General features: G+C 71.7%; 16 protein-coding genes. 5 read left to right on the plus strand and 11 right to left on the minus strand.

What is annotated here, in order from left to right; all coding sequences use genetic code 11:
- The first annotated feature begins 1,846 nt into the window (after nt 1-1,846).
- Nucleotides 1,847-2,338: a hypothetical protein gene (locus HNR73_RS01385; RefSeq protein ID WP_184785341.1), complete on the plus strand. Its 492-nt coding sequence runs from the start codon at nt 1,847-1,849 to the stop codon at nt 2,336-2,338.
- Nucleotides 2,339-2,405: 67 nt separating this feature from the next.
- On the opposite strand, the gene HNR73_RS01390 is transcribed toward HNR73_RS01385, so the two are convergent.
- The 10 genes from HNR73_RS01390 to HNR73_RS40580 form a co-directional block, all read right to left on the minus strand.
- A complete protein-coding gene (locus HNR73_RS01390; protein WP_184785342.1) occupies nt 2,406-3,212 on the minus strand; it encodes a phosphate ABC transporter ATP-binding protein in 807 nt (268 codons plus the stop codon).
- A gap of 10 nt (nt 3,213-3,222) precedes the next feature.
- On the minus strand, nt 3,223-4,137 hold the full coding sequence (locus tag HNR73_RS01395) for a sortase (protein ID WP_203686123.1): 915 nt from the start codon (nt 4,135-4,137) through the stop codon (nt 3,223-3,225).
- A gap of 61 nt (nt 4,138-4,198) precedes the next feature.
- Entirely contained in the window at nt 4,199-4,972 is a 774-nt protein-coding gene (locus HNR73_RS01400; protein ID WP_184785343.1) for a hypothetical protein, read from the minus strand.
- A gap of 88 nt (nt 4,973-5,060) precedes the next feature.
- Complete coding sequence (locus HNR73_RS40575) at nt 5,061-5,810, minus strand: Ig-like domain-containing protein (protein WP_184785344.1); 750 nt, start codon at nt 5,808-5,810, stop codon at nt 5,061-5,063.
- A gap of 75 nt (nt 5,811-5,885) precedes the next feature.
- Nucleotides 5,886-6,992, minus strand: coding sequence for a hypothetical protein (locus HNR73_RS01410; RefSeq protein ID WP_184785345.1), 1,107 nt, complete (start codon nt 6,990-6,992; stop codon nt 5,886-5,888).
- Between the two features lie 199 nt (nt 6,993-7,191).
- Nucleotides 7,192-9,672 (minus strand): hypothetical protein, encoded by a 2,481-nt coding sequence (locus HNR73_RS01415; protein ID WP_184785346.1) that lies wholly within the window; start codon nt 9,670-9,672, stop codon nt 7,192-7,194.
- On the minus strand, nt 9,669-11,285 hold the full coding sequence (gene pstS, locus HNR73_RS01420; protein WP_184785347.1) for a phosphate ABC transporter substrate-binding protein PstS: 1,617 nt from the start codon (nt 11,283-11,285) through the stop codon (nt 9,669-9,671). The genes HNR73_RS01415 and pstS overlap by 4 nt, the downstream gene beginning before the upstream one ends.
- Nucleotides 11,275-12,516, minus strand: coding sequence for a phosphate ABC transporter permease PstA (pstA, locus tag HNR73_RS01425; RefSeq protein WP_239122104.1), 1,242 nt, complete (start codon nt 12,514-12,516; stop codon nt 11,275-11,277). The genes pstS and pstA overlap by 11 nt, the downstream gene beginning before the upstream one ends.
- Nucleotides 12,506-13,537, minus strand: coding sequence for a phosphate ABC transporter permease subunit PstC (gene pstC / locus HNR73_RS01430; RefSeq protein WP_239122103.1), 1,032 nt, complete (start codon nt 13,535-13,537; stop codon nt 12,506-12,508). Before pstC ends, pstA begins: the two co-directional genes overlap by 11 nt.
- On the minus strand, nt 13,534-13,968 hold the full coding sequence (locus HNR73_RS40580) for a hypothetical protein (RefSeq protein ID WP_239122102.1): 435 nt from the start codon (nt 13,966-13,968) through the stop codon (nt 13,534-13,536). The genes pstC and HNR73_RS40580 overlap by 4 nt, the downstream gene beginning before the upstream one ends.
- Nucleotides 13,969-14,538: 570 nt before the next feature.
- Between HNR73_RS40580 and aspS the strand changes: the two genes are divergently transcribed.
- Nucleotides 14,539-15,894, plus strand: a complete 1,356-nt coding sequence (gene aspS / locus HNR73_RS01435; RefSeq protein WP_184785349.1) for an aspartate--tRNA(Asn) ligase — start codon at nt 14,539-14,541, stop codon at nt 15,892-15,894.
- Between the two features lie 113 nt (nt 15,895-16,007).
- Nucleotides 16,008-16,703, plus strand: coding sequence for a hypothetical protein (locus HNR73_RS01440; protein ID WP_184785350.1), 696 nt, complete (start codon nt 16,008-16,010; stop codon nt 16,701-16,703).
- Nucleotides 16,704-16,725: 22 nt separating this feature from the next.
- Here HNR73_RS01440 and HNR73_RS01445 read toward each other — a convergent pair whose 3' ends face one another.
- Nucleotides 16,726-18,594 carry a hypothetical protein gene (locus HNR73_RS01445; protein ID WP_184785351.1) on the minus strand — a complete coding sequence of 623 codons (1,869 nt, stop codon included), beginning with the start codon at nt 18,592-18,594 and terminating at the stop codon, nt 16,726-16,728.
- A gap of 199 nt (nt 18,595-18,793) precedes the next feature.
- Here HNR73_RS01445 and HNR73_RS01450 point away from each other — a divergent pair, with 199 nt between their 5' ends.
- Entirely contained in the window at nt 18,794-19,888 is a 1,095-nt protein-coding gene (locus HNR73_RS01450) for a DUF2332 domain-containing protein (RefSeq protein WP_184785352.1), read from the plus strand.
- 86 nt (nt 19,889-19,974) lie between these two features.
- Nucleotides 19,975-20,778 (plus strand): ABC transporter ATP-binding protein, encoded by an 804-nt coding sequence (locus HNR73_RS01455; protein ID WP_184785353.1) that lies wholly within the window; start codon nt 19,975-19,977, stop codon nt 20,776-20,778.
- Nucleotides 20,779-20,839 lie beyond the last annotated feature (61 nt).

Here is a 20,839-nt window from a genome sequence, read left to right on the forward strand (position 1 = left end):
CGCGGCCCCGGTTGCGTGGGGCGGGTGCGGGTACGGGTGCGGAGTGCGCGGGGTGGGTGAGTGCGGGGTGGGTGCGCGGGGTGCGGGTGCGGGGTGCGCGGGGTGGGTGAGTGCGGCGAGGCCGTAGTCCGGGCTCGTTCGGCGGGTCGGGGGCATGTGGTGCAGCGGCCTCGGATGCTGTCCGTGCTCGGCAAGGTTCGGACACGGCGGCCGCACGCTTTCGCGCCTGCTCATCAGCTGGCGTTCGCCGGTGCTGCCACCAGGGGCCGAGGCACTTGCGCGTTGGACGTTTGTCGTCCGCCGCGCGCTGCCCGCCGCCGCCTGCCGCCTTCACCTGCTACCTGCCGTCTCCGCCTGCCACCGCCTGCCTGCCTCCGCCTGCCGCCCGCCGCCCGCCGCCCGCCTGCCTTCGCCCGCCGCCCCCGCCACCTCCGCCCGCCACCCCCGCCTGCCTCCGCCCACCGCCCCGCCTGCTTCCACCTGCCGCCTCCGCCTGCCTGCCTTCGCCCGCCGCCTGCCTGCCTTCGCCCGCAGCCCGCCTGCCTTCGCCCGCCGCCCCCGCCACCTCCGCCCGCCACCCCTGCCTGCCTCCACCTGCCGCCTCCGCCTGCCTGCCTTCGCCCGCCGCCCGCCGCCCGCCGCCCGCCGCCCGCCTGCCACCGCCCGCCACCGCCCGCCACCTCCACCTGCTACCGCGTGGGTGGAGCGGGAGGCGACGTGAGCGGCGAGTAGCCGGGATCGGCCCGTGAGGTGCGGTGCGGTCTCCGGGGGTCGCGCGTCTCTGAGGCGTGGCCAAGGCACTGTGGCTGGTGGCCGCCGCCCGGCCGCAGTCTGCGCTCGCTGGGATCCGGACATGGCGGCCGCACGCCCTCACGCTTCCTGATCAGCCAGCGCCCGCCGGTGTTGCCGCCGAGGGCGGAGGTACTCCATCGTTTGCCGCCCGCCGCCCGCCGCCCGCCGCCCGCCGCCCGCCGCCCGCCGCCTGCTACCTCGACCTACTTCCATGCGTCAGGTGGTCAAGTGGATGGCTTTGGCCGGTGAGCGGCCGGGCGTGCTGTGAACTGCGTCCTCGGCTGCGGGTGCGACAGCCTCGCCAGGCCGCTATGCCGTGAGGGATTGCCGCCGCCCCCGCGAGGTGCCGTTGCCGTGTGGCGCCGCCCCCCGCCGCCGTGCCGAGCGTGCGCGGCCTTGGCGGCCGTGACGTTGGCGCGGTCCTGACGGTTCCTCGGCACAGCTCCGCCTGCCGCCCGCCGCCTCGACCTACTGCCACGCGTCAAGCGGGCATGAGGATGGCTTTGGCCGTGAGCGGCCGGGCGTGCCGTGGCCTGCGTCCTCGGCTGCGGGTGCGGGTGCGACAGCCTGGCCAGGCCGCTATGCCGTGAGGCAGTGGCGCCGCCCCGCCGCCGTGCCGAGTGCGCGCGGCCCTGGCGGCCGTGACGTTGGCGCGGTCCTGACGGTTCCTCGGCACAGCTCCGCCCGCCGCCGCTGACCGGACGCGATCTCACCGTGTGCCCGAGCCGCCGCCACCGCTGACGAGACAAGCGCCCGTCCCCGCGCCCCCGTCCCCGACCCGCGTCGCCTGCGCGAGCCCTCACCCGCCGCCTCACCGCCACCTTCGGCTCAACACCCCGTCCCCGGCCCCGACCCGCGCCGCCTGCGCGAGCCCTCGCCCCCAACCCCCACCGTCACGCCCGTACCCCCGTCCGAACCCTCCGCATTCGCCACATCACCAGGCGAAACCGTCTCCGCGTCGCCGCCGCGTTGGCACAGATCCGGGAGAACACGAATCTCGGCGCCGCTTATGGTTTGGTGCACAGGCAAACGACGTACTGAATTGGGGATAGCGATGTCTGAGGAAATCTGGATCGACGCTGACGGGGACGGCTCGGCTGACGAGTACGACCACTCGGTCGGTGCGGACGGTGCCGACGAGTACCGCTTCGACTCCGACGGTGACGGCGATGCCGACATGATCGCCGTTGACTACGACCACGATGGCCTCATCGACGAGCTGCAGACCGATGACAACGGCGACGGCACCGTCGACCGCATCGAGTACGACACGACCGGTGACGGCATGATGGACGAGACCGAGTACGTCGATGAGCCGATCGAGGACGACTCCTCGGCCGACCCCGAGTCGTCGTTCCCGGGTGTCTTCGGCGCCGACCCGACCGAGGGCCAGGACCCGGCCGCCGACCCCGCCGCGGACCCGGCTGCCGACCCCGCCGCCGACCCGTCGGCGATCGACCCCGCCGCGGACCCGGCCGCCCCGGCCGGCGACCCGGAGGGCGCTCCCGACCTGTCGGGCCTCGTCGACCCGTACGCCGCGGGCTAACACCGCCAGAAGCGACCGAGAGCCCCCGCGCCACACCGCGCGGGGGCTCTCGCGTGCGTACGGCCCGCTAACCGAAGCGCCCGTGCACGTAGTCGAGGGTCCGCTGGTCGCGCGGGTGGTCGAACATCGCCGTCGTCGTCCCGTGCTCGACGATCACGCCCGGCGTCCCCTGCTCGGCCAGGAAGAACGCGCAGCGCTGCGACACGCGTGCGGCCTGCTGCATGTTGTGCGTGACGATCACGACCGTCACGTCGGCGGCGAGCTCGGCGATCGTCTCCTCGATCCGGCGCGTCGAGGTCGGGTCGAGCGCCGAACACGGCTCGTCCATGAGCAGCACGCGCGGCCGGACGGCCAGGGCCCGCGCGATGCACAACCGCTGCTGCTGCCCGCCCGACAGGGCCCCGCCGGGCTGCCGCAGCCGGTCGGCGACCTCCCTCCACAGCCCGGCCTTCGTCAGCGTCTCCTCGACCAGGGCGTCCTTCACCCGACGGGACGCACGTGTCCCGGTCAGCCGCAGACCGGCCAGGACGTTGTCGTAGATGGACATCGCCGGGAACGGGTTCGGCTTCTGGAACACCATCCCGATGTGCCGCCGCGCGTCGGTGACGCGCTGCCCGGGCGCGTAGATGTCGCCGTCGTCGAGCAGCACCTCACCGGCGAGCGCGGCCCCGGCGACCAGCTCGTGCATCCGGTTGAGGATCCGCAGGAAGGTCGACTTCCCGCAGCCCGACGGCCCGATCAGCGCCGTCACCTCCCCGGCCCGCATGGTCAGTGACACCCGGTCGAGGACCTTGTGGTCGCCGAACCAGGCCGAGATCTCCCGCGCGGTCAGCGAGGCGGGTCCGATGGTGGTGCGGGGGAGTGTCGTGGTCATCGTCGTTCCTTCACAAGAGGTTCGGCAGCAGTCGGGACAGTTCGGTGAAGAAGGTCAGCCCGGCGGCCGACAGGACGGGCACCCCGACGATCCAGGCGTGCCAGAGCCCTTTGCGCAGGCGGATCCAGATCACCGCGCCGATCGCCAGCAGCAGCGTCTGGCCCCACAGCAGCAGCCCCGGGCCGGAGTCGGTCTCCCATGCCATCGCCTCCTCACCGGTGTTGAGGGCGCGCGCGGCCAGTGGTTTCGGCGGGACGGGCTGCGCGGGCGTGGTCAGGTCGGCGTCGACCCACACGACACCCTCGGGCGTGAACGCGGGCCCGTCGGCGGTGACCAACGTCAGCCGCCCGGCACCGGGCGCCAGGGCGGGCGGCTCGGGGTCCCCGGCACGACGGACCCCGCTGACCCGGTAGGCGTGCTCGCCCTGCCCGGTGGCGACGTTGACGACGTCCCCGGGCGCGAGTTCGGCGACGCGCGCGAAGGGACCGCCGTAGGTGGCCTGCCGCCCGTAGATGACGCTCGTCCCGGCCTGCCCGGGCAGTTCGGTGTCCCTGCGGTGGCCGGGGCCGGAGGTCAGGACCGTCGAGGTCGTGCCCTCGAACACGACCTCGCGCAGCCCGAGGCTCGGCACCGCCAGGACCGCCACCGGCGTCCCCGGTTCGTGCAGGCGGCCGGTGTCGAGGTCGGTCTGCCCGACCGGTGCCGTGCCGTTGGCCAGCTCGAAACGGAAGTCGGCGAAGGCGGTCTGCTGCGCCCGGTCGTGCCGCAGCGCCGAGACGACCGTCAGGTGCGCCACGAACGCCAGCAGCAGCGCCGAGACGATGGTGACGACGGTGCCGAAGACCTTCGCCGGGACGGGCGGCGGCCGAAAGCGCCGGGACCCGGCGGGCGACTCCGCCGGCGGCCGTTCGATGGTGACTGTCACGGGGTCTCTCCTCCCGGTCGGGTGCGGCCCGCGCGGCCCGGAGCCGCGCGGACCGCACGGTTCACGCGCCCCCGGCGGTCCGGCGCCTGCGCACACCGCGCAGGATCGCGAAACCGGCGACGAGCAGCCCCATCCCGGCCGCGGTGATCCCGAAGACCGGCGCGCCGGTCTTGGCCAGCCCGCCCGGCTTCGACGGCGAAGGGCTCGGCCCGCCCGTGGTCGGGCTCGTCGACACCGAGGTGCTCGCCGACGGGCTCGGGGAGGCCGAGTCCGACGGCGACGCCGACGTGCTCGGTGACGCCGAGTCGCTCGGTTGCGTCGTCTTCACCGCCCAGGTCGAACCGGTGACGGTGATGATCAGCGAGAAGCGGTCGGCGTGCTCGCCGGTGGTGCCGCTGAAGCAGTTCATGTAGAGCTCGTAGTCGCCCGGGGCGGGCACCGGGACGGGGGTGACGTTCCCGGAGAGGACCCGCGCGAGGGAGAAGCGCAGGTTGGTCCCGGGCACGAACTTCGGCGCGGTGGTGTCGTAGCCGCCCGCCGACAGGATCGAACCGAACGCGTTGCCGGGGGTGGCCTGTCCGACCGGGCGCGCCCGGAAGCCGACCTGGTCGCCGTACCCGGTGGGGCAGGCAGCTGAGGCGGTCGCGGAGTCGACCATCGCGGTGGTCGGCGTGTCGGCGCCGACCGAACCGGTCGTCGGGGACAGCACGATCGTGCCCAGCGGCGCCGCCTGGGCGGGTGGGGAGCCGAACGCGAGCAGCGCGCCCGCCATGAGGGCGAGCGCGAGCACCAGCGGTGCGCCGGTGCGCAGGAGTAGTGGAGTCGGCTTTTTCACGTGTGATTCCTTGCTGTGTGAGGGGTTGTCCGAGGGGACGGGTGACCGGGCGGCGACGGCCGCCCGGTCACCGTGTCGTGGCCGTCGCCTAGGAGGTGACGTAGATCCACCAGCCGCACGCGGCGGTGGAGGACCGGTGGGTGCGGGCGTCGTCGGGGGTGAAGGACGCGCCGACGTAGTGCCACCCGGCGGTGAGCGACGTGGTGGTGATGGTCGCCTTGCCGTTGGCCACCGACGCGGAGCCGAGGGCGGTGGTGCCGTCCGTGAAGCTCACCGAGCCGTTGTTCGCCGGGGCGACGCGGGCGGTGAGGGTGACGGGCTTGCCGAGCTTGGCGATGTGCGTGGATCCGGAGACGGTCGTGGTGGTCGCCGTCGCCTCCTTCAGGGCCCAGTTCGCGCCGGTGACGGCGATGTAGGTGGAGTAGGCCTTGGCGTTGACGCCGGTGAGGACGCCCGAGCAGGTGATGACGACCTCGTAGGTGCCGTCGGCGGGGGGACCGCCGAGGACCGTGCTGAGGGAGCGGGAGGCCGCGAGGGTGATCGCCTGTCCGTTGTCGTAACCGCCATCGCCGCCGATGCGGCCGAGAAGGTTGTAGGGGCCGCCGACCGGGCCGACCCGCAGGGCGGTGTTGTCGCCGTAACCGGCCGGGCAGCTCCCGGTGGTGGTGGCGGAGGCGACGAAGGGCGTGTCGGTGACGGTCCCCGACGTGGCGCTGAGGGTGAGGGTGCCGAGGATCGGGCTTTCGGCGTGGGCGGGCGATGCGGTGAGGAACAGCGCGAGCAGTGCTGCGGCGGTGGCGGCGAGGACGGTGGTGATCCTGGTCAGGCGCGTGCGCACTGGCCTTCTCCGTTTCTGTGGGGGCGTGGCGGGCGGGTGGCCGGGAGGCCCGCGGAGCCTCCCGGCCGGTGGTGTCTAGCTGTTGCCGGTGAGGGTGGTGACGCCGCAGCCGAGCTTTCCGGTGCCGACGGTGGAGGCGCGGTAGCCGAAGCCGAACAGCTCGGTGACGCGCTTGGGGGTGCCGGCGACGGTGACGGTCTTGGTGCAGAGCGCCGAGTCGTTGCCGGTGAAGTTGGCGTCGATGACCGGGTTGGTCAGGTCCGCCGTGGGGAGGACGTTGTAGACGTCGCGCACGATCGGGAAGTTGGTGTTGAGGACACCGCCGGTCACCGGGGCGGTGCCGCCGATGGACAGCAGGGTTGACGGGCCGCGGCGGTCGGTGACGGTCACGCCCGTCGCCGTGGCGATGGCCGCGGAGTTGCTCTGTGCGATGTACTGGCCGACCGAGAACGGCAGGATGTAGTCCTCGTGTCCGGCCAGGACGGTGCCGTCGTGCTCCTGGATCGTGTTGTTCAGGTCTTCGAGGCACGGGTAGAGGCCACCGGCGATGTCGGCCTCGGTGATGCCCATCTGGGCCAGCCAGAACTGGCGGGTGCCGGAACCGGACTGGATGAGCAGCGGCGTCACCGGCTCACCGGCGATGGTGGTGTCCAGGCACTGGTACACGCGCTGGATCTGGGTGAAGGTCACGTTGGTGGGCAGGAGGCTGTTGGAGTTGATCGCCACCGTCACCGCGTCCACGCCGAAGGGCACGTAGGTGTAGGTCGAACCGGCGCTGCGTGGCCCGGCCGAGGAACGCGCGAAGTCGACGCAGCCGGTGATGGTCTTGCCCTGCCACGGGGTGCCGTTCTCGGAGGCGATGAGCGCGTCACGGCCCTGGCTGGAACCGTTGGGGCGCACCAGGCCGGTGCAGTTGGCGTTGGAGGCGGCGGCCTTGGTGGTGATGGTCGACGAGCCGCGGGCGTCCCACGAGTCGAGGATCGGGTTGCCGCCGCTGTCGTCCAGGACGGCGCCGAAGCCGTTGAGGGCGTCCTGCGTGGTGTCGGAGCCGACACCGGCGAGGGCGCCGTAGGGCGGCGGGGCGGGGTTCGGGTCGGCCTGGGCCGGGGAGGCCGTCAGCGCGAGGGAGAGGACCGCGGCACCGAGGCCGAGGAGGGTCGCCGAGAAGGTTCTCACCTTCATTGTCTTACCTTTCTGCAAAGGAAAGAATGGTGCGGCCGATTGGGTCCGCCAATGGCCACCAACAGGATGGATCTCGGTCGATTAACACGGTCAGTGCTGTTGGCCGAACAGTTCGGGGGCTGTTCTTGCGACATTCTTTACGTCGAATGAACGGGCAGGTCGGCGTCGCTCGACGGCCCGTCGACCTGCCCGTTCAGGCTCAAGGGTCCAATGTCATGCGGTGCCGCCCGGCGAATCTCCGGATCGTCGGACCGGCCAGAATTCCGGTGCCGCCGAGGACCAGTGCCGCGACCAGCGCGAAACGGATGACGCCGAGCACGATCGCCCGCGTCGCGTCCGATTGCCCGATCGCTTCGGTGCTGGGCAGGACCGTCCCACTCGGCGTTCCGCTCGGTGTGCCGCCGCCAGCGGGCACACCGGGCCTGCCGGGCGGACCCCCGGCGCCGCCGGGTCCCGTGGTCGGCGCGGTGACCGCGACCTTCTCCAGCTCCTCGGCGGCCTCGCGGGCCGTGTCCCGGAAGGCGGCGGGCAACGGCGTGTACCCGCGAGGGAGCTGTCCCGCGCTCTCCCCGGACTCCTGGCCCGGCCCGGCGGCGTGCCGGATGAAGGCGGCGTAGGCCTTCAGTGAGTCGCGGTCGAGGGACTTGTTCACCGCCGCGTAGGTCACCGAGGTGAGCGGGTAGGCGCCCGGCGTGGAAACCCCGGGATCGGTCGCGACGACCCCGCTCGCCGCCGTGGGCCGCATCGCCGTCGCCGCGGCGATCATCCCGGCGCCGTCGGGTTTCACGAACTCGCCGGCCCTGTTGCGCAGGCTGGCGGTGTAGAGCCCGTACCGGGCCGCGGACGCGGCGTCGGTGATGGCGAGGTGATAGCGGCGTCCCGGCTGGCGGGGTGCGTCGGCGACGAAGGCCGGTGGGAGCTTGTTCTCGTCCCAGAAGGTCTTCGACAGGGCGTCGCCGCGCAGGGTCAGCTGGGCCGACTTGTGCATCGACGTCGAGTACGGGCGCAGGTCGAGCGTGCAGTAACCGGGCGGCGGGACCTTGCTGTTCGCCCGATGGCACGCGGGATCGGCCTTCGGGTAGTCACCTCGGGAGGCGGCCGCCGCCGGGTCGGTGACCCGATAGTTCGGGTTGACCTTCATACCCCACGGGTCGGCCCGACCGCCGATCCACGCGGCCGCCTCGGCGTCGGCGAGGATCCAGCTCCACACCGCCCGCGCCGAGGCGGAGTCGCCGATCGTCGTCATCAGCCCGAAAGGTTGTGAGGCGAGTGGATGGAAGTGCTTGAAGAAGGGCTGGAGCTCCAGGAACTCCGGATCGTTGGTGAGCGAGCGGGGATTGCCCGCCAGGTGGGCGGCCTCGCCCTGGTTCCCGCCCGGCACGTCGGCCGGATACGACTGGGTCAGCAGCTTCGCGACCAGCCTCGGCGTCAGCTTCAGGTCCTTGATCGCCGTGGCGTAGCGGGCCTTGGCGTCCGGGTCGGCGGCGTTCTCGGTGGCGGCGTCGATGTTGAACGCGATCACCGTCCCCGACAGCGTCACCGGTGCGTGCACGACTTGTTTCGGGCCGTCGGCGGCGGTCACCGGGTCGGCGGTGAAGGCCATCCCCGGAGCCCCGGGGTTGCCGCCGGCGACCTGCGAGCGCGCGAGGGCGTCGCCGATCGTGCTGTACCCGAACACCGGCCCGGAATCGGCGCACAGCTTCGGCTGCCAGGAGGTGACCGCCTCGGCGACCAGTTCGGAGCCGACGGTCCGGTACTCCTTGGCGCCCAGCGGGCAGAAGGCCCCGATCGGGCTGAACTCCAGCGGCACCACGAGGCGGTCGGCGAAGATCCCGCCCTGCAGCGGGGAACCGTCGAGTTTCGTGCGCTCCGGCACCGGCGTCCCGTCCACGCGTTCGTTCCCGCGCGGCACGATCACCAGCCAGCAGCCGCGGGCGCGGCCGCCGTCGACGGCCCCGCAGCCGAGCGCGGGCGCCTCGACGGCCGTCTGCGCCTCGAAGATGACGCGCCCGGTCCCGTCGCCGGTGGTGCGGGCGGCGGGAATCTCGTTGGTGGTGAAGGGATTGAAGAACTCCGCGAGCGTCTGGTGCGCGCTCGTGGGCTTCCCGTCGCCGTCGACCATCGGGTCGTTCGCGCTGCCGTCGGGGGTCCGCTCACCGGTCACCGCCTTGAACGGCACCGACTGCGCGCCCTCCGGAAGCGGCTCGGCCGGGTCCTCCCCGTAACGCTCGATCCGGCCGCGCCCGTCGGTGTCCTCGCCGCCCAGCCCCAGCGACGTGTTGAGCAGCGAGGCGGAGTAGCCGTACTGGCAGGTCTCTCGGAAGTCGGCCGCGTTCGGATCGGGCCCCCAGCACTGCATGAGCTGGAGGTAGTTCGCCTCGAAACCCAGGCGGGTCGGAGCGCCACCGGTCCAGGTGACCGTCAAGGCCTCACTGGTGAGGCCCTTCGTCTTCGAGACCGTCACCTTCAGACCCGTGAAAGGCCCACCGGCGGGCGCCTCGACGGTCAGTTCCGACGCGTCGGCCGCCTCATCGGCGTGGGCGGCCTGCCCGGGTGGGCCGAGTGGTGCCAGACCGAGCCCGAGCGCCGCCGACAGCAGGACGGCGCCGAAGAACACGCGACGGGAGGACGGCCGCGCCGACGGCCTCGTGGCCCGCGCGATGGGGAATCGGATTCTCATGCTCGGCTCCGTTTGCGCCGGTCGCGCAGTCGTGACAGCAGGGGAGGGGTGAAGATGAGCGCACCGAGACCGATCCCGGCCAGCAGCATCGCGGTGTGATGGGGACTCCAGCCCCCGCCGCCGTCGAGTGAGACGGGCACGCCGAAGACACCGAGGTCCTCCCCGTCCTGCCAGTCGGCGCCCGCGCCGGGGCCGTTGCCCGAGCCGGGTGCGCCCGAAAGGCCGAGCCCGTTGCTCGCGCCGCCCGGACCGGACCCGCCGGGCCCGTTGCCTTGCGCGCCCGGCGATACCGGCGTCGGCGCCTCGGCGCCGCCGGTCCCGGTCGTGCATTGCGTCGCACCCTTCCGGTCGCATTCGGGGGGCTGTGGCGCGTTGGCGGCGAGGGTGTTGGTGCCGTCCTTGGAGAACGTCGGGTTGTTGCATCCGGCGATGTCGATGTTCTTGGCGTCGGCGCCCGACAGCGCCCGTACCTTGCGGATCTGGTCGAGCCCGGCCCGCACCAGGTTGATGGGCAGCGGCGAGTAGCCGAGCACGTCGGCCTGCTGCTGCCCTTCGCACAGGAAGTAGTAGCCGAACTCGCTGACGGTGTAGGCCTTGTTGAGCGTGAGGCCGTTCTCCAGCCGCGTCGGGATGATCATGTACGAGTACGACGACAGGGGATAGGCGCGCTTGTCGCCGTTGCGGTAGACGCCTTCGAGCTTCTGCGTCAGGTAGGACGGTGAGCCCTGGTCCTCGTTGATGGCGGCCCCGAGCAGTCCCACCGCGACGCCGGTCGCCTTCGGCTCGATGTAGTAGCCGCTGGAGTTGAGGACCTTAGCCACCGGGAACCGCGCGTTGAGCGCGTAGGAGTACTCGACGTAGGTGATGGCGCCCTCGGCGTAGTCCTGCTTGACGTAACCGGCGACGCCGTTGGAGCCGTTGGCCTTGATGAACTCGGTGCCCGCGACCGGGTAGTACGACGTCTGCCCGCACGGTGTGGAGATCCCCAGGCGGGCGCAGTAGGAGTTCCAGGCCGCCTGGTGCTCGGTCTTCATCCACGTGGTGAGCTGCGCCGTCGTGCCCGACCCGTCCGAGCGCACGACCGGCACGACCTTGCGCGCGGGAAGGGCCAGGCCGGGGTTGTCGGCCTTGACCGCCGGGTCGTTCCACTGGGTGATGACCCCGGTGAAGATCTTGACCAGGGTGTCGCCGGACAGGCGCAGGTTCGTCACCCGCCGCCCGCCGATCTTGAGGTTGTACATGAACGCCGTTCCGCCCGCCACGATCGGCATGTAGGCGTAACCGCGGGCCGGGGGCGGGTCGGCGTTGTGGTCGACGGCGTCGGTGAGTCCGTAGGGGATCTCCGAGACGGCCAGGTCGACCGTGCCCTCCTTGAACTGGCGGCGGCCGTCGGAGGAGCCGGTGCCGGCGTAGTTGACCACGATCCCGTACTGCTGGACGTTGGCGGCCCACTGGTCGATGGCGTTCTGGCTCCAGGTCGACCCGGCGCCGCTGACGGGCACATAGGACGGTGCCGCGTAGGCCGGCGACGTCCACCACAGCGCGAGGACGATGATCGCGGCGGCCACGCGCGCGGTGTTGAGCCGGACGCGTCGGCGGGCCTCAGGGGACATGGGTTTCCTCCGGTCGTTTCATGGGGGCCGCCCGCGAGGTGAACCGCCGGTGGTCCCGGCGCGAGGACCTGGCCCGCCGGCGGCTCTGCCCGGGCGACAGCTGCCCGGCTCCGCGGCCGCCGATCAGGCGGGCGACGACGAACAGGATCAGCACCAGGGCCATCAGCGTGGCGGCCGTGCCGAAGCCGCGCGCGACCATCGACGGCTCCGGCGACCTGGTGAACTCGTAGGTGGCCAGAGGCAGCGACACCTGCGGGCCGGAGAACGGGTCGATGTTGAGGGTCTTGGTGAAACCCGCGGTCAGCAGCACCGGCGAGGTCTCGCCGACACCCCGCGCGGCGCCGAGGATCACCGAGGTAGTCAGCCCGGACCTCGCCGTCGGCAGCACGACATGCCACACGGTCCGCCACTGCGAGGCGCCGAGGGTCAGCGACGCCTCCCGCAGCGTCTGGGGGACCAGCCGCAGCACCACGTCGGCGGCCCGGATGATGATCGGCAGCATCATCACGCTGATCGCCAGCGACGCGGCGAAGCCGGACTTGCCGAAGTCGAGCACCAGTACCACCGCGGCGAACACGAACAGGCCGGCCACGATCGACGGGAGCGCGGTCATCGCCTCCACGATCGTGCGCACGAAACGGGTCAGCCCGCCCTTGACCTCCGACAGGTACACCGCACAGACGATTCCCAGCGGCACGGTCACGGCGAGGGAGATCGCCATCTGCTCCAGCGTGCCGATCGCCGCGTGCAGGATTCCCCCGCCGCTCAGGGGATCCAGCGGCCCGGTGACCGACATGTCCTCGGTGAGGAAGTTGAGGTGCGGCAGCGCGCCCGCGCCCTCGATGAAGGTGTAGACGACGACCACGATCAGCGCCGCCAGCACCAGGAAGCCCAGGCTGTGCACGGCGACCGACGCGATCCGGTCGCGGATCGCGGGGCCGGGATCGTCGAGGGACACCAGGAGCGTGTAGCAGCCCAGGAACGCCAGGTAGGTCACCACGACGAACCCGAGGGTTCCCGTGAACGGCGTCAGGTATCCGAACAGCAGCACTCCGACGCCGACCGCCGCGGCCGCCGCGGCCGACACCGCGAACGCGTCGCCGCGCCGGGCGGTACCGATCCGGCGGCGTGGCCGCTCGTCGGAGGCCGACGGCACCGTCGGCGTCACGGTCTCCGCCTCGTCCACAAGGGACGTTGCTGCGTTCTCGGGGAGGATGAGTTCACGCGTCACCGGTGGCCCCCGATCGGCTCCGGGCGATGATCGTCGAGGCGATGAGGTTCACGATCAGCGTGAGCACGAACAAGGCGAGGCCCGCCGCCATGAGCGCCGACACCGCGAAGGGCGAGGCGTCGCCGTAGCGGTTGGCGATGAGCGCCGAGATCGAACTGGCGCCCGCCTGGAGGATGTGCGGCTGGATCTCGTACACCAGCGAGATCGTCATGACCACGCCGATCGTCTCGCCGAGCGCGCGGCCCAGCCCGAGCATCGTCCCGCCGATCATGCCGCCCTTCCCGAAGGGGAGCACGACCGCGCGGATCATGCCCCAGCGCGTCGCGCCGAGGGCGTAGGCGCCTTCGCGTTCACCGACGGGCGCCTGCGAGAAGACCTCCCGCATGACCGAGGAGGCGATCGGCGTGACCATCATCGCCACGACCAGCCCGGCGAGCAGCGTCGAGCGCGTGTAGACGGTCTCGGAGGCCAGGGGATCGTTCGGGTCGACGCCTTCCACGGCGAACGGCGGGAGCCAGCCGAGCCACGTCGACATCCACCGCGCGACACCGAGGACGCTGCCCTCCATGAGGAACGCGCCCCACAGGCCGTAGACGACGCTGGGCACCGCCGCCATCAGGTCCACGAGGTTCACCAGGAGCCTGCGCAGTCGGCCGGGGGCGTACTCGGAGATGTAGAGGGCCGTGCCGATCGCCAGCGGCACGGCGATGCCGATCGCGACGCTCGCGATCAGCAGTGTGCCGGTGAGGACGGCCGCGATGCCGAAATCGCCGCCTTCGGGGGCCCATTCCTCGGTGGTGAAGAAGGACCAGCCGGCGACGTGGAGGGCCTCCCAGCCCCGGTAGAGCAGGAAGCCGCCGACCAGGCACATGATGAGCAGGACGGCGAGGCCGCCGGCGCGGCTGACGCCGCGGAAGACGCGGTCGGCGGGCCCGGCGCGGTGGGCGAGGCGGCGAGGCCGGTCGGGCGGGTCATGCTCGCGCCCGGCGGGCGTCGTCGTCTCGCTGAGGGTGGTGGTCACCGGCGGATCTCTTTCGGGACGGGTGGCTGGGGCGGTGGCGGGAGTCCGTGGTGGCGGACGACCTGCACTCCGGAGGTGATCTCGGCGACGGGCACCGAGTCGAGAAAGCGTTCGAGGTTGTAGGCGCATTCACGCGCGCGCAGATATGAACGGCTCGATTCGGCGACGGGTATCCCGTCGAGTTCGATGAGCCAGCTCATTCGCCCGCTGCGGTCGTCGACGATTTGTGCGGAGGTGAGCCGGGCGGCTCCGGCTTGTAAATTCAGGACCGCGCCGCGGCATTCGAGATAGGTCGGATAACCGTCGGTGCAATTTCCGATTCGCCGGTTGTTCGCCGATATCAAGGTCCAGCGCAGCGGCCCCGCGGCGGCTTTCGTAACGGCGAGTGCGGTGTTGGGCAGGGTCTGGAAGATGAAGCGGGCGTGTTGCACTGCGGATACTCTCCCGGGCACTAGTACGCGGCGGTTTCGCCCGGGCGGCGACCGTTTCCGCGTTTCACTGCGTGCGGTATCAGGGGTAAGCGTGTTCATGACCGGTTACGCCCGCCGCAGGCCCACGTTCACAACGGACACGCAGCGCGTGAACGTGCGGTGTGGTCGGCGCCATTCTTCGAGGACGCCGGAATTCGGTTCGGGTTCGCTTTCCGGCCCCACGCGCGTCGTCTCCCGTCGGCTGCGCCGATTACCCCCTGACGACCGCCCGGTGCTTGTGCTACGGTCCGTGGCACGGCATCGACGGAGCCGAGTAACACCCGCCGATCCGCGGACGAGAGAGCCACCGGCAGCTGTGAAGGTGGACCGCGGAACGGGTGCGAAGACCCTCCCGAGCCGCGGGAAGAAAGGTGTCGCGAGACGCCGAGTAGAGCCCGCCGGACTGGCCCACGAGACGGGTGTCATGAAGGCCGCGCGCAGCCGGTGCGCGGTGAAGGTGTGGTGGTACCGCGACTCCCCGTCGCCCACACCTCCGGGGATTCCCAGTGAATCAAGGAGGTGTGAGAGCAGATGTCCATCGAACCCATCGAACAGACCGCCGCAGTCCCCGAGGCGAGCGCCGACCCGCCACGGGTCCTGGCCTCGGCCTTGGCCGTCCACATCGGACGGACCGTGCGGGTGTCCGGCTGGCTGCATCGCCGCCGGATCCTCAAGTCCGTCGTCTTCGCCGTCGTCCGCGACCGTTCCGGGCTGGCGCAGGTCGTGGTCCGCGAGCCCGAGTTGAGGGCGCGGATCGAGGCCCTGACCGAGGAGACCGTCGTCGAGTTCACCGGCGAGGCCACGGCCAACGCCGACGCCCCCGGCGGTGTCGAGATCACCGGCCCGGCGCTGCGGCTGCTCGGTGAACCGGCCGAACCGGCGCCCTTCGACCTCTACCGGCCGGAGTTGCGCGCGACGCTTCCGACGACCCTCGACAACGCGCAGGTCGCGTTGCGGCACCCGCGCAAGCGGGCGCCTTTCGAGATCGCCGCGGCCGCCGTCGCGGGCTTCCGCGAGGCCCTGTCGAAGCGGGAGTTCACCGAGGTCAACAGCCCGAAGCTGGTGGGAACGGCGACCGAGTCGGGCGCCAGCGTCTTCACCGTCGACTACTTCGGCGGCAAGGCCTACCTGGCGCAGAGCCCGCAGTTCTACAAGCAGACCCTGGTGGGCGTCTTCGAGCGCGTCTTCGAGGTCGGGCCGGTCTTCCGGGCCGAACCGCACGACACGGTCCGGCACCTCGCCGAGTACGTCTCGCTGGACGCCGAACTGGGCTTCATCGAGGGCTACGCCGACGTGCAGGCGGTCCTCGAAGCGGCCGTCGGCGGCATGCTGTCGGCCGTCGAGGAACGCGCCGGGGCGGCCCTGGCCACCCTGGGCCTGAGCCTGCCGGTGATGCCCGCGAAGGTCCCGGAACTGCACTTCACCGAGGCCCTCGCGATGATCACGGAGGCCACGGGCGAGGAGACCGAAGGGCTCGACGACCTCGCCCCCGCGCACGAGCGCTGGGTCGGTGAGTGGGCGAAACGTGAGCACGGCAGCGACTTCGCCTACATCATCGGCTACCCCATGTCGAAGCGCCCGTTCTACGCCCACCCCGACACGGCACGTCCCGCCTACAGCGCGTCCTTCGACCTGCTGTTCCGCGGCACCGAGCTGGTCACCGGCGGGCAGCGGCTGCACAAGTACTCCGACTACCTCGCCGCGCTCGCCGCGCGGGGGGAGAGCCCGGAGGCCTACGAGGGCTATCTCGCGGCCTTCAAGCACGGCATGCCGCCGCACGGCGGCTTCGCGATCGGGCTGGAGCGCTTCGTGGCGCAGCTGACCGGCGCGGCCAACATCCGCGAGGTCACGCTGTTCCCGCGCGACCTGCACCGGCTGACGCCTTGACGGGAACCGGGTCCGGGCCGTCGAGGCCCGGGCTCGGGCCTCGGCGAGCCGACCCCGCGGCACCCCGCGCTCGTCTACCGTGGAAAGCCTCACAACGGACGAAGAGGCACTCCATGGACGAGATCTACGCCATCGGCATCCAGGGCGCCGTCGGTGAACCGGCCCCCGCGCGCATCTTCTCCGTGCGCGACCAGGAGATCGGCGACACCGTCGTCGAGCTCGGCCCGCTCGCGGGTGACCTGTCGAACGCCTTCGACCCCTCGACCGGCGACCACTGGTGGATCGCCGGGGACGAGGTCAGTTCGCAGCGCGGGGGCGTGCACGCGGCCCTGTCGGTCCCGAAAGGCAAGCGGGGCCTGGCCTTCCGCCGTGACGGGCGGGGCTTCTTCTTCGCGGCGGAGGCGCCCGGCCGCGTCCTCTCCTTCGAGGGCGCCAATCCCGGCGGCGTGACCCCGGTCGAGGTCCACGGCGTCGAGACGCCGGTCGACCTGGCCTTCGACGGTGCCGGGCGGGCCCTGCTGCTGACCGCCGACGGCGTCCTCGCCGAGGTCGACGACACGTCCGGTCCGAAGTGGACGGTGTCGCGCACCTGGTCGATCAACGCCGCCGGCCACGTCTTCACCGGCCTGGCCCTCGCCGAGTCCTACGTGACCGTCGCCGGCCGCGACACCGACGGCTCCTTCATCACCGAGGTCGTGTTCGACAACGGCTCGGCCGGCCTGGAACCGCCGTTCGACCTCGGCTCCATCGGCAAGGTCGGCGACCTCGCCTCGGCGCACTTCCCCGACGGCGTCACGCCCGGGCGCTGACGCACCCGGGCGCGACCACCGGTCACTTCAGTCCGAAGGACCGGATCGTCGTGGCGGCGAAGGAACCGCCGATCGAGTCGGTCGACGACAGCCGTACCGAGACGAACGTCGCCCCCGCCGGGTGCACCAGCAGCCCGAGCGCCTGGTCGCCGTGCCGCAGCAGCGACACCTTCTTCCAGGTGACGCCGTCGTCGTAGGAGACCTCCATCGTCATCGACGTGGTCTTCGCCGCGGCGCCCTGCCGGTGCGCGTCGAGCGTCACGACCTGCGGCACCCACCGCCGGGCGTAGCCGTTCTCGACGCCGGAGGCGTCCAGCGACACCGTCGACAGGTTCACGGCCTCACGTTCGGCCGTGCTCGCCGAGTCGAAGGTCCACGTCGCCGTCGCGCGCGTGCCGAGGGCCGTCCACGGGACGTCCCGGGTGGCGTCGACGGCGAGTGTGTAGGTGCCCGAGTCACCGGCCGGGAGGTAGTAGTTCTGCGACTCCAGGCGGCTGTCCTTGCGTGCGATCTCCACGCCGTCGCGGGACAGTGTCGTCACCCCGGTGACCCCGACCAGGCCCCAGCCGGCCTCGGCGGCGTCGGGTCCGGTGAACATCGGGGTGATGCCCGACAGCTGGTCGCCGGACCGGTTGAGGGAGAAGGCGTAGCGCTCGTGGACCAGGCCCGGCCCGACCGGCGCGCCGAACCAGGTGTCCCGCGCGCTGCCGGTCTTGTAGTGCCCGCCGTAGTGGACGATGTAGTCGGCCGGGTATTCGGCGTTGAACTGCGCGGTGTGGAACCACTCCACCTCCGGCGAGGCGGTGTAGTACTCGGTGCGCACCTGCGGCGTGCGGACGGCGAACTCGGGGACCACGAAGGCCGAGTCGTGCCCGGAGTCGACCCGCCCGTAACTGTTGCGACGGAAGTCGATCTTGTAGCCCTGCGCCTGGTAGTCGACGACGCGCTTGGCCAGGCCGCGGTCGCGGACGCGCCACGACAGGTCGGCGGGGATCTCGCCGGTCGCGGTGTACGCGAGGTGGTAGCCGTAGGCCGTCTGCCCGCCCTCGTCCTCCGGCCCGGTGAGGGTCGGCCGGATCGCGAAGAGCAGGCCCTCGGCCTCGGCCGGCGTGGAGTAGATCCGCCAGTCGCCTTCGAGGATCGTCGTGTAGCTCATCCCGGTGTCGATCCCGGGGAGGTTCGCCTGCAGCTTGAACTCCGCGCTGTGCGCCACGGCGTCCTTGCGGTCGACGGTGAAGGTCAGCTCCTCCAGGTCGTTGCCCTCGACGGTGAACCCGGTGGGCGCGTCGGCGACGGTGAGCCGGTGGTAGGTGAGGGACGCGAACCCGGCGGTCCCGGCCGACGGCTGCGTCTGCTGGTAGGCCAGCGCGCTGTACTCACCGGGCGGAACGAGGCCGGCGACCGTGCCGTCGCCCTGGTCGCGCAGGTAGAAGACCTTGCCGGTCACCTGATCCTGCAGGTTGACCTGCTTCTGCTTCGTGATCGCGCCCGACGGCGTCTCGAAGGCGACCGTCACCGCCTGCGCGTCCCCGGCGAGCGGCGCGAAGGAAGAGGTCCCCGCCGTCTCGCCGCGCAGGATCGCGTCGACGTTGAACAGCGCGGGATCGAGCCCGCCGGAACCGAGCTGGTCGAGCACGTCGGCGGGCACCAGGAGACGATCGCCGGACCCGTCGGGGGCCGTCGGCGAAGTGAACGTGACGCCCTCGCGGCCCGGGCCGGGACGCACGTCGAAGCGGCCGTCCGGCAAGGGCAGCACGACGTCGCCGGTGGGGAGGGTGACGGTGTCGGTGGGGGTGATGGTGGTAGGGGCGGCCGGGGGATCGGCATAGGCCGTTCCCGCCGGGATCAGGGTGAGGACCCCGACCAGGATTCCTATCGAGCGAAGTCGCACGACGACTCCCTGTGTGGAAGTGGGCTGTTTCGCCGACCTTGATCGGCAGTTGGACGATTAACCACGCTAAGGGGCTACTGCCAGGTACTTCATGTGATGTCGATCTCTGTGCAGACCGTGATCATGTATGTACCGATGGCCCGGTACGTTCCTTACGGGACAGCGCGGAGGGGTCACCTCGGGTTAGCGTCTGACCGATATGACTGAAGAGATGACGCTCGAACGCGTCTTCCACAACAGGGCCGAACAGTCGCCCGCCGAACTCCCCGTCTTCTCCCGCCTGTGCCGGGCCGTCGCCGACGACCCCGCCCTGGCCGCCCCACTCGCGGGCCTCCCCGTCCGGTGGAACCTCCCCGACCGGCTCCTCACCGCCGTGAGCCTCCTCCTCCGAGCCGAAGCCACCGGACACCCACTCGCCGCCCACTTCGCCACCCTCGGAGGCGGCAAAGGCGCCGACGGCACCCTCGTCGACACCTTCGCCGCCTTCCTCGCCGAGCACCACGAACGCCTCACCGCACTCGTCCGCGACAACGACTCCCGCTGGAACGACCCCGCCCGCGTCGCCCAGTTCTGGCCCGCCTTCGCCCTCACCGCCGCCCGCGACACCCGCCCGCTCTGGCTCGTCGAACTCGGCGGCGCCGCCGGCCTCACCGCCCGCCCCGACCGCTACGGATACCGCTTCACCCGAGAGAACCGCACCGAGACCGTCAACGGCGACCGCCCACTCGTCCTCGACCTCGAACTCCGCGGCGAAGACCCCGCCCACCTCGGCCACCCCGTCAGAGTCGCCGGCCGCTGCGTCATCGACCGCGACCCCATCCGCACCGACGACCCCGCCACCGTCGCCCTCCTGCGCGCGAGCGTCCGGCCCGACCTCGCCGACCAGCTCCGCCGCGTCGACCTCGCCCTCGCCGAAACCGCCAACACCGAACTCACCTGGCACATCGGCGATCTCCTCGACGTCCTCCCCGCAGCCCTCGCCGAGATCCCCGACGGGCGCCTCCCCGTCGTATACGGCTCCAGCGTCCTGTGCTGCCTCCACGAACGCAGGCCCCGCTTCGCCGAGATCCTCGCCGAAGCCGGCCGCGACCTGGTCTGGCTGAGTATCGAGGCGCCCGCCAACTCCCTCGGCCTGATCAGCCGAGACCCCGTCACCGAGACGAACAACAAAGCGCACCTGACCGCCGTCACCTACCGCGACGGCCGAGTGGTCTCCGCCGAGACCCTCGCGCTCGCCGACTCCTGGGGGCGCTGGCTGTACTGGGACCCGCGCCCGGTCGAGATCACGTCCTGACCCGCGTGCACTCGACGGCCATGCGAGGTTAGGCTCGCCTAAGCATCCCGCTCGCTCCTGAGCGCCCGCCGTCGTGAGGACACGCCATGCCCGACCGCCTGCACGCCGAAGACCTCGTGCTCGCCTACGACAAGCGCATCGTCGCCGACGGACTCTCGGTCTCGATCCCCGACGGCTCGTTCACGGTGATCGTCGGTCCCAACGCCTGCGGCAAGTCGACGCTGTTGCGCGCGCTCGCGCGGATGCTCAAACCGCAGCGGGGGACCGTCCACCTCGACGGGCGCCTCATCGGCTCCTACCCGGCGAAGGAGGCGGCGCGGCGGCTCGGGCTGCTGCCGCAGTCGGCGACGGCCCCGGAGGGGATCAGCGTCGCCGACCTCGTCGCCCGCGGCCGGTACCCGCACCAGAGCCTCCTGCGGCAGTGGTCGAAGACCGACGAGCGCGTCGTCGAGGAGGCGATGGTCGCCACGGGCGTCCTCGACCTCGCCGCCCGCCCGGTCGACGAGCTGTCCGGCGGGCAGCGGCAGCGCGTGTGGATCGCGATGGCCCTGGCCCAGCAGACGCCGATCCTGCTCCTCGACGAACCGACGACCTTCCTCGACATCGCCCACCAGGTCGACGTCCTCGACCTGTGCGCCGACCTCAACGCCGCGCAGGGCCGGACCCTCGTCGCCGTCCTGCACGACCTCAACCTCGCCTGCCGCTACGCCACCCACCTCATCGCCATGACCGACGGCCGCATCGTCGCCGAAGGGCCCCCGGCGCAGATCGTCACCGCCGAACTCATCGAAGAGGTCTTCGGGCTGCGCTGCCGCGTCATCGAGGACCCGGAGACCGCGACGCCGCTGGTCGTCCCGGCCGCCCCCGCGCCGGTCGCGCGGGCCGCCTGACCCCCTCCGGCGACCCCCTGCGCGGCAAACCCGGTACGCGAACGTCGTACCCGCATGGCAA

Source organism: Phytomonospora endophytica (assembly GCF_014202425.1).
GTDB lineage: Bacteria > Actinomycetota > Actinomycetes > Mycobacteriales > Micromonosporaceae > Phytomonospora > Phytomonospora endophytica.

Coding starts and splice junctions, on each gene's coding strand:
- HNR73_RS01410 (WP_184785345.1), bottom strand. CDS start 6,992: ATGAAGGTGAGAACCTTCTCGGCGACCCTCCTCGGCCTCGGTGCCGCG.
- pstS (WP_184785347.1), bottom strand. CDS start 11,285: ATGTCCCCTGAGGCCCGCCGACGCGTCCGGCTCAACACCGCGCGCGTG.
- HNR73_RS01440 (WP_184785350.1), top strand. CDS start 16,008: ATGGACGAGATCTACGCCATCGGCATCCAGGGCGCCGTCGGTGAACCG.
- HNR73_RS01385 (WP_184785341.1), top strand. CDS start 1,847: ATGTCTGAGGAAATCTGGATCGACGCTGACGGGGACGGCTCGGCTGAC.
- HNR73_RS01390 (WP_184785342.1), bottom strand. CDS start 3,212: ATGACCACGACACTCCCCCGCACCACCATCGGACCCGCCTCGCTGACC.
- HNR73_RS01415 (WP_184785346.1), bottom strand. CDS start 9,672: ATGAGAATCCGATTCCCCATCGCGCGGGCCACGAGGCCGTCGGCGCGG.
- HNR73_RS01455 (WP_184785353.1), top strand. CDS start 19,975: ATGCCCGACCGCCTGCACGCCGAAGACCTCGTGCTCGCCTACGACAAG.
- HNR73_RS01450 (WP_184785352.1), top strand. CDS start 18,794: ATGACTGAAGAGATGACGCTCGAACGCGTCTTCCACAACAGGGCCGAA.
- aspS (WP_184785349.1), top strand. CDS start 14,539: ATGTCCATCGAACCCATCGAACAGACCGCCGCAGTCCCCGAGGCGAGC.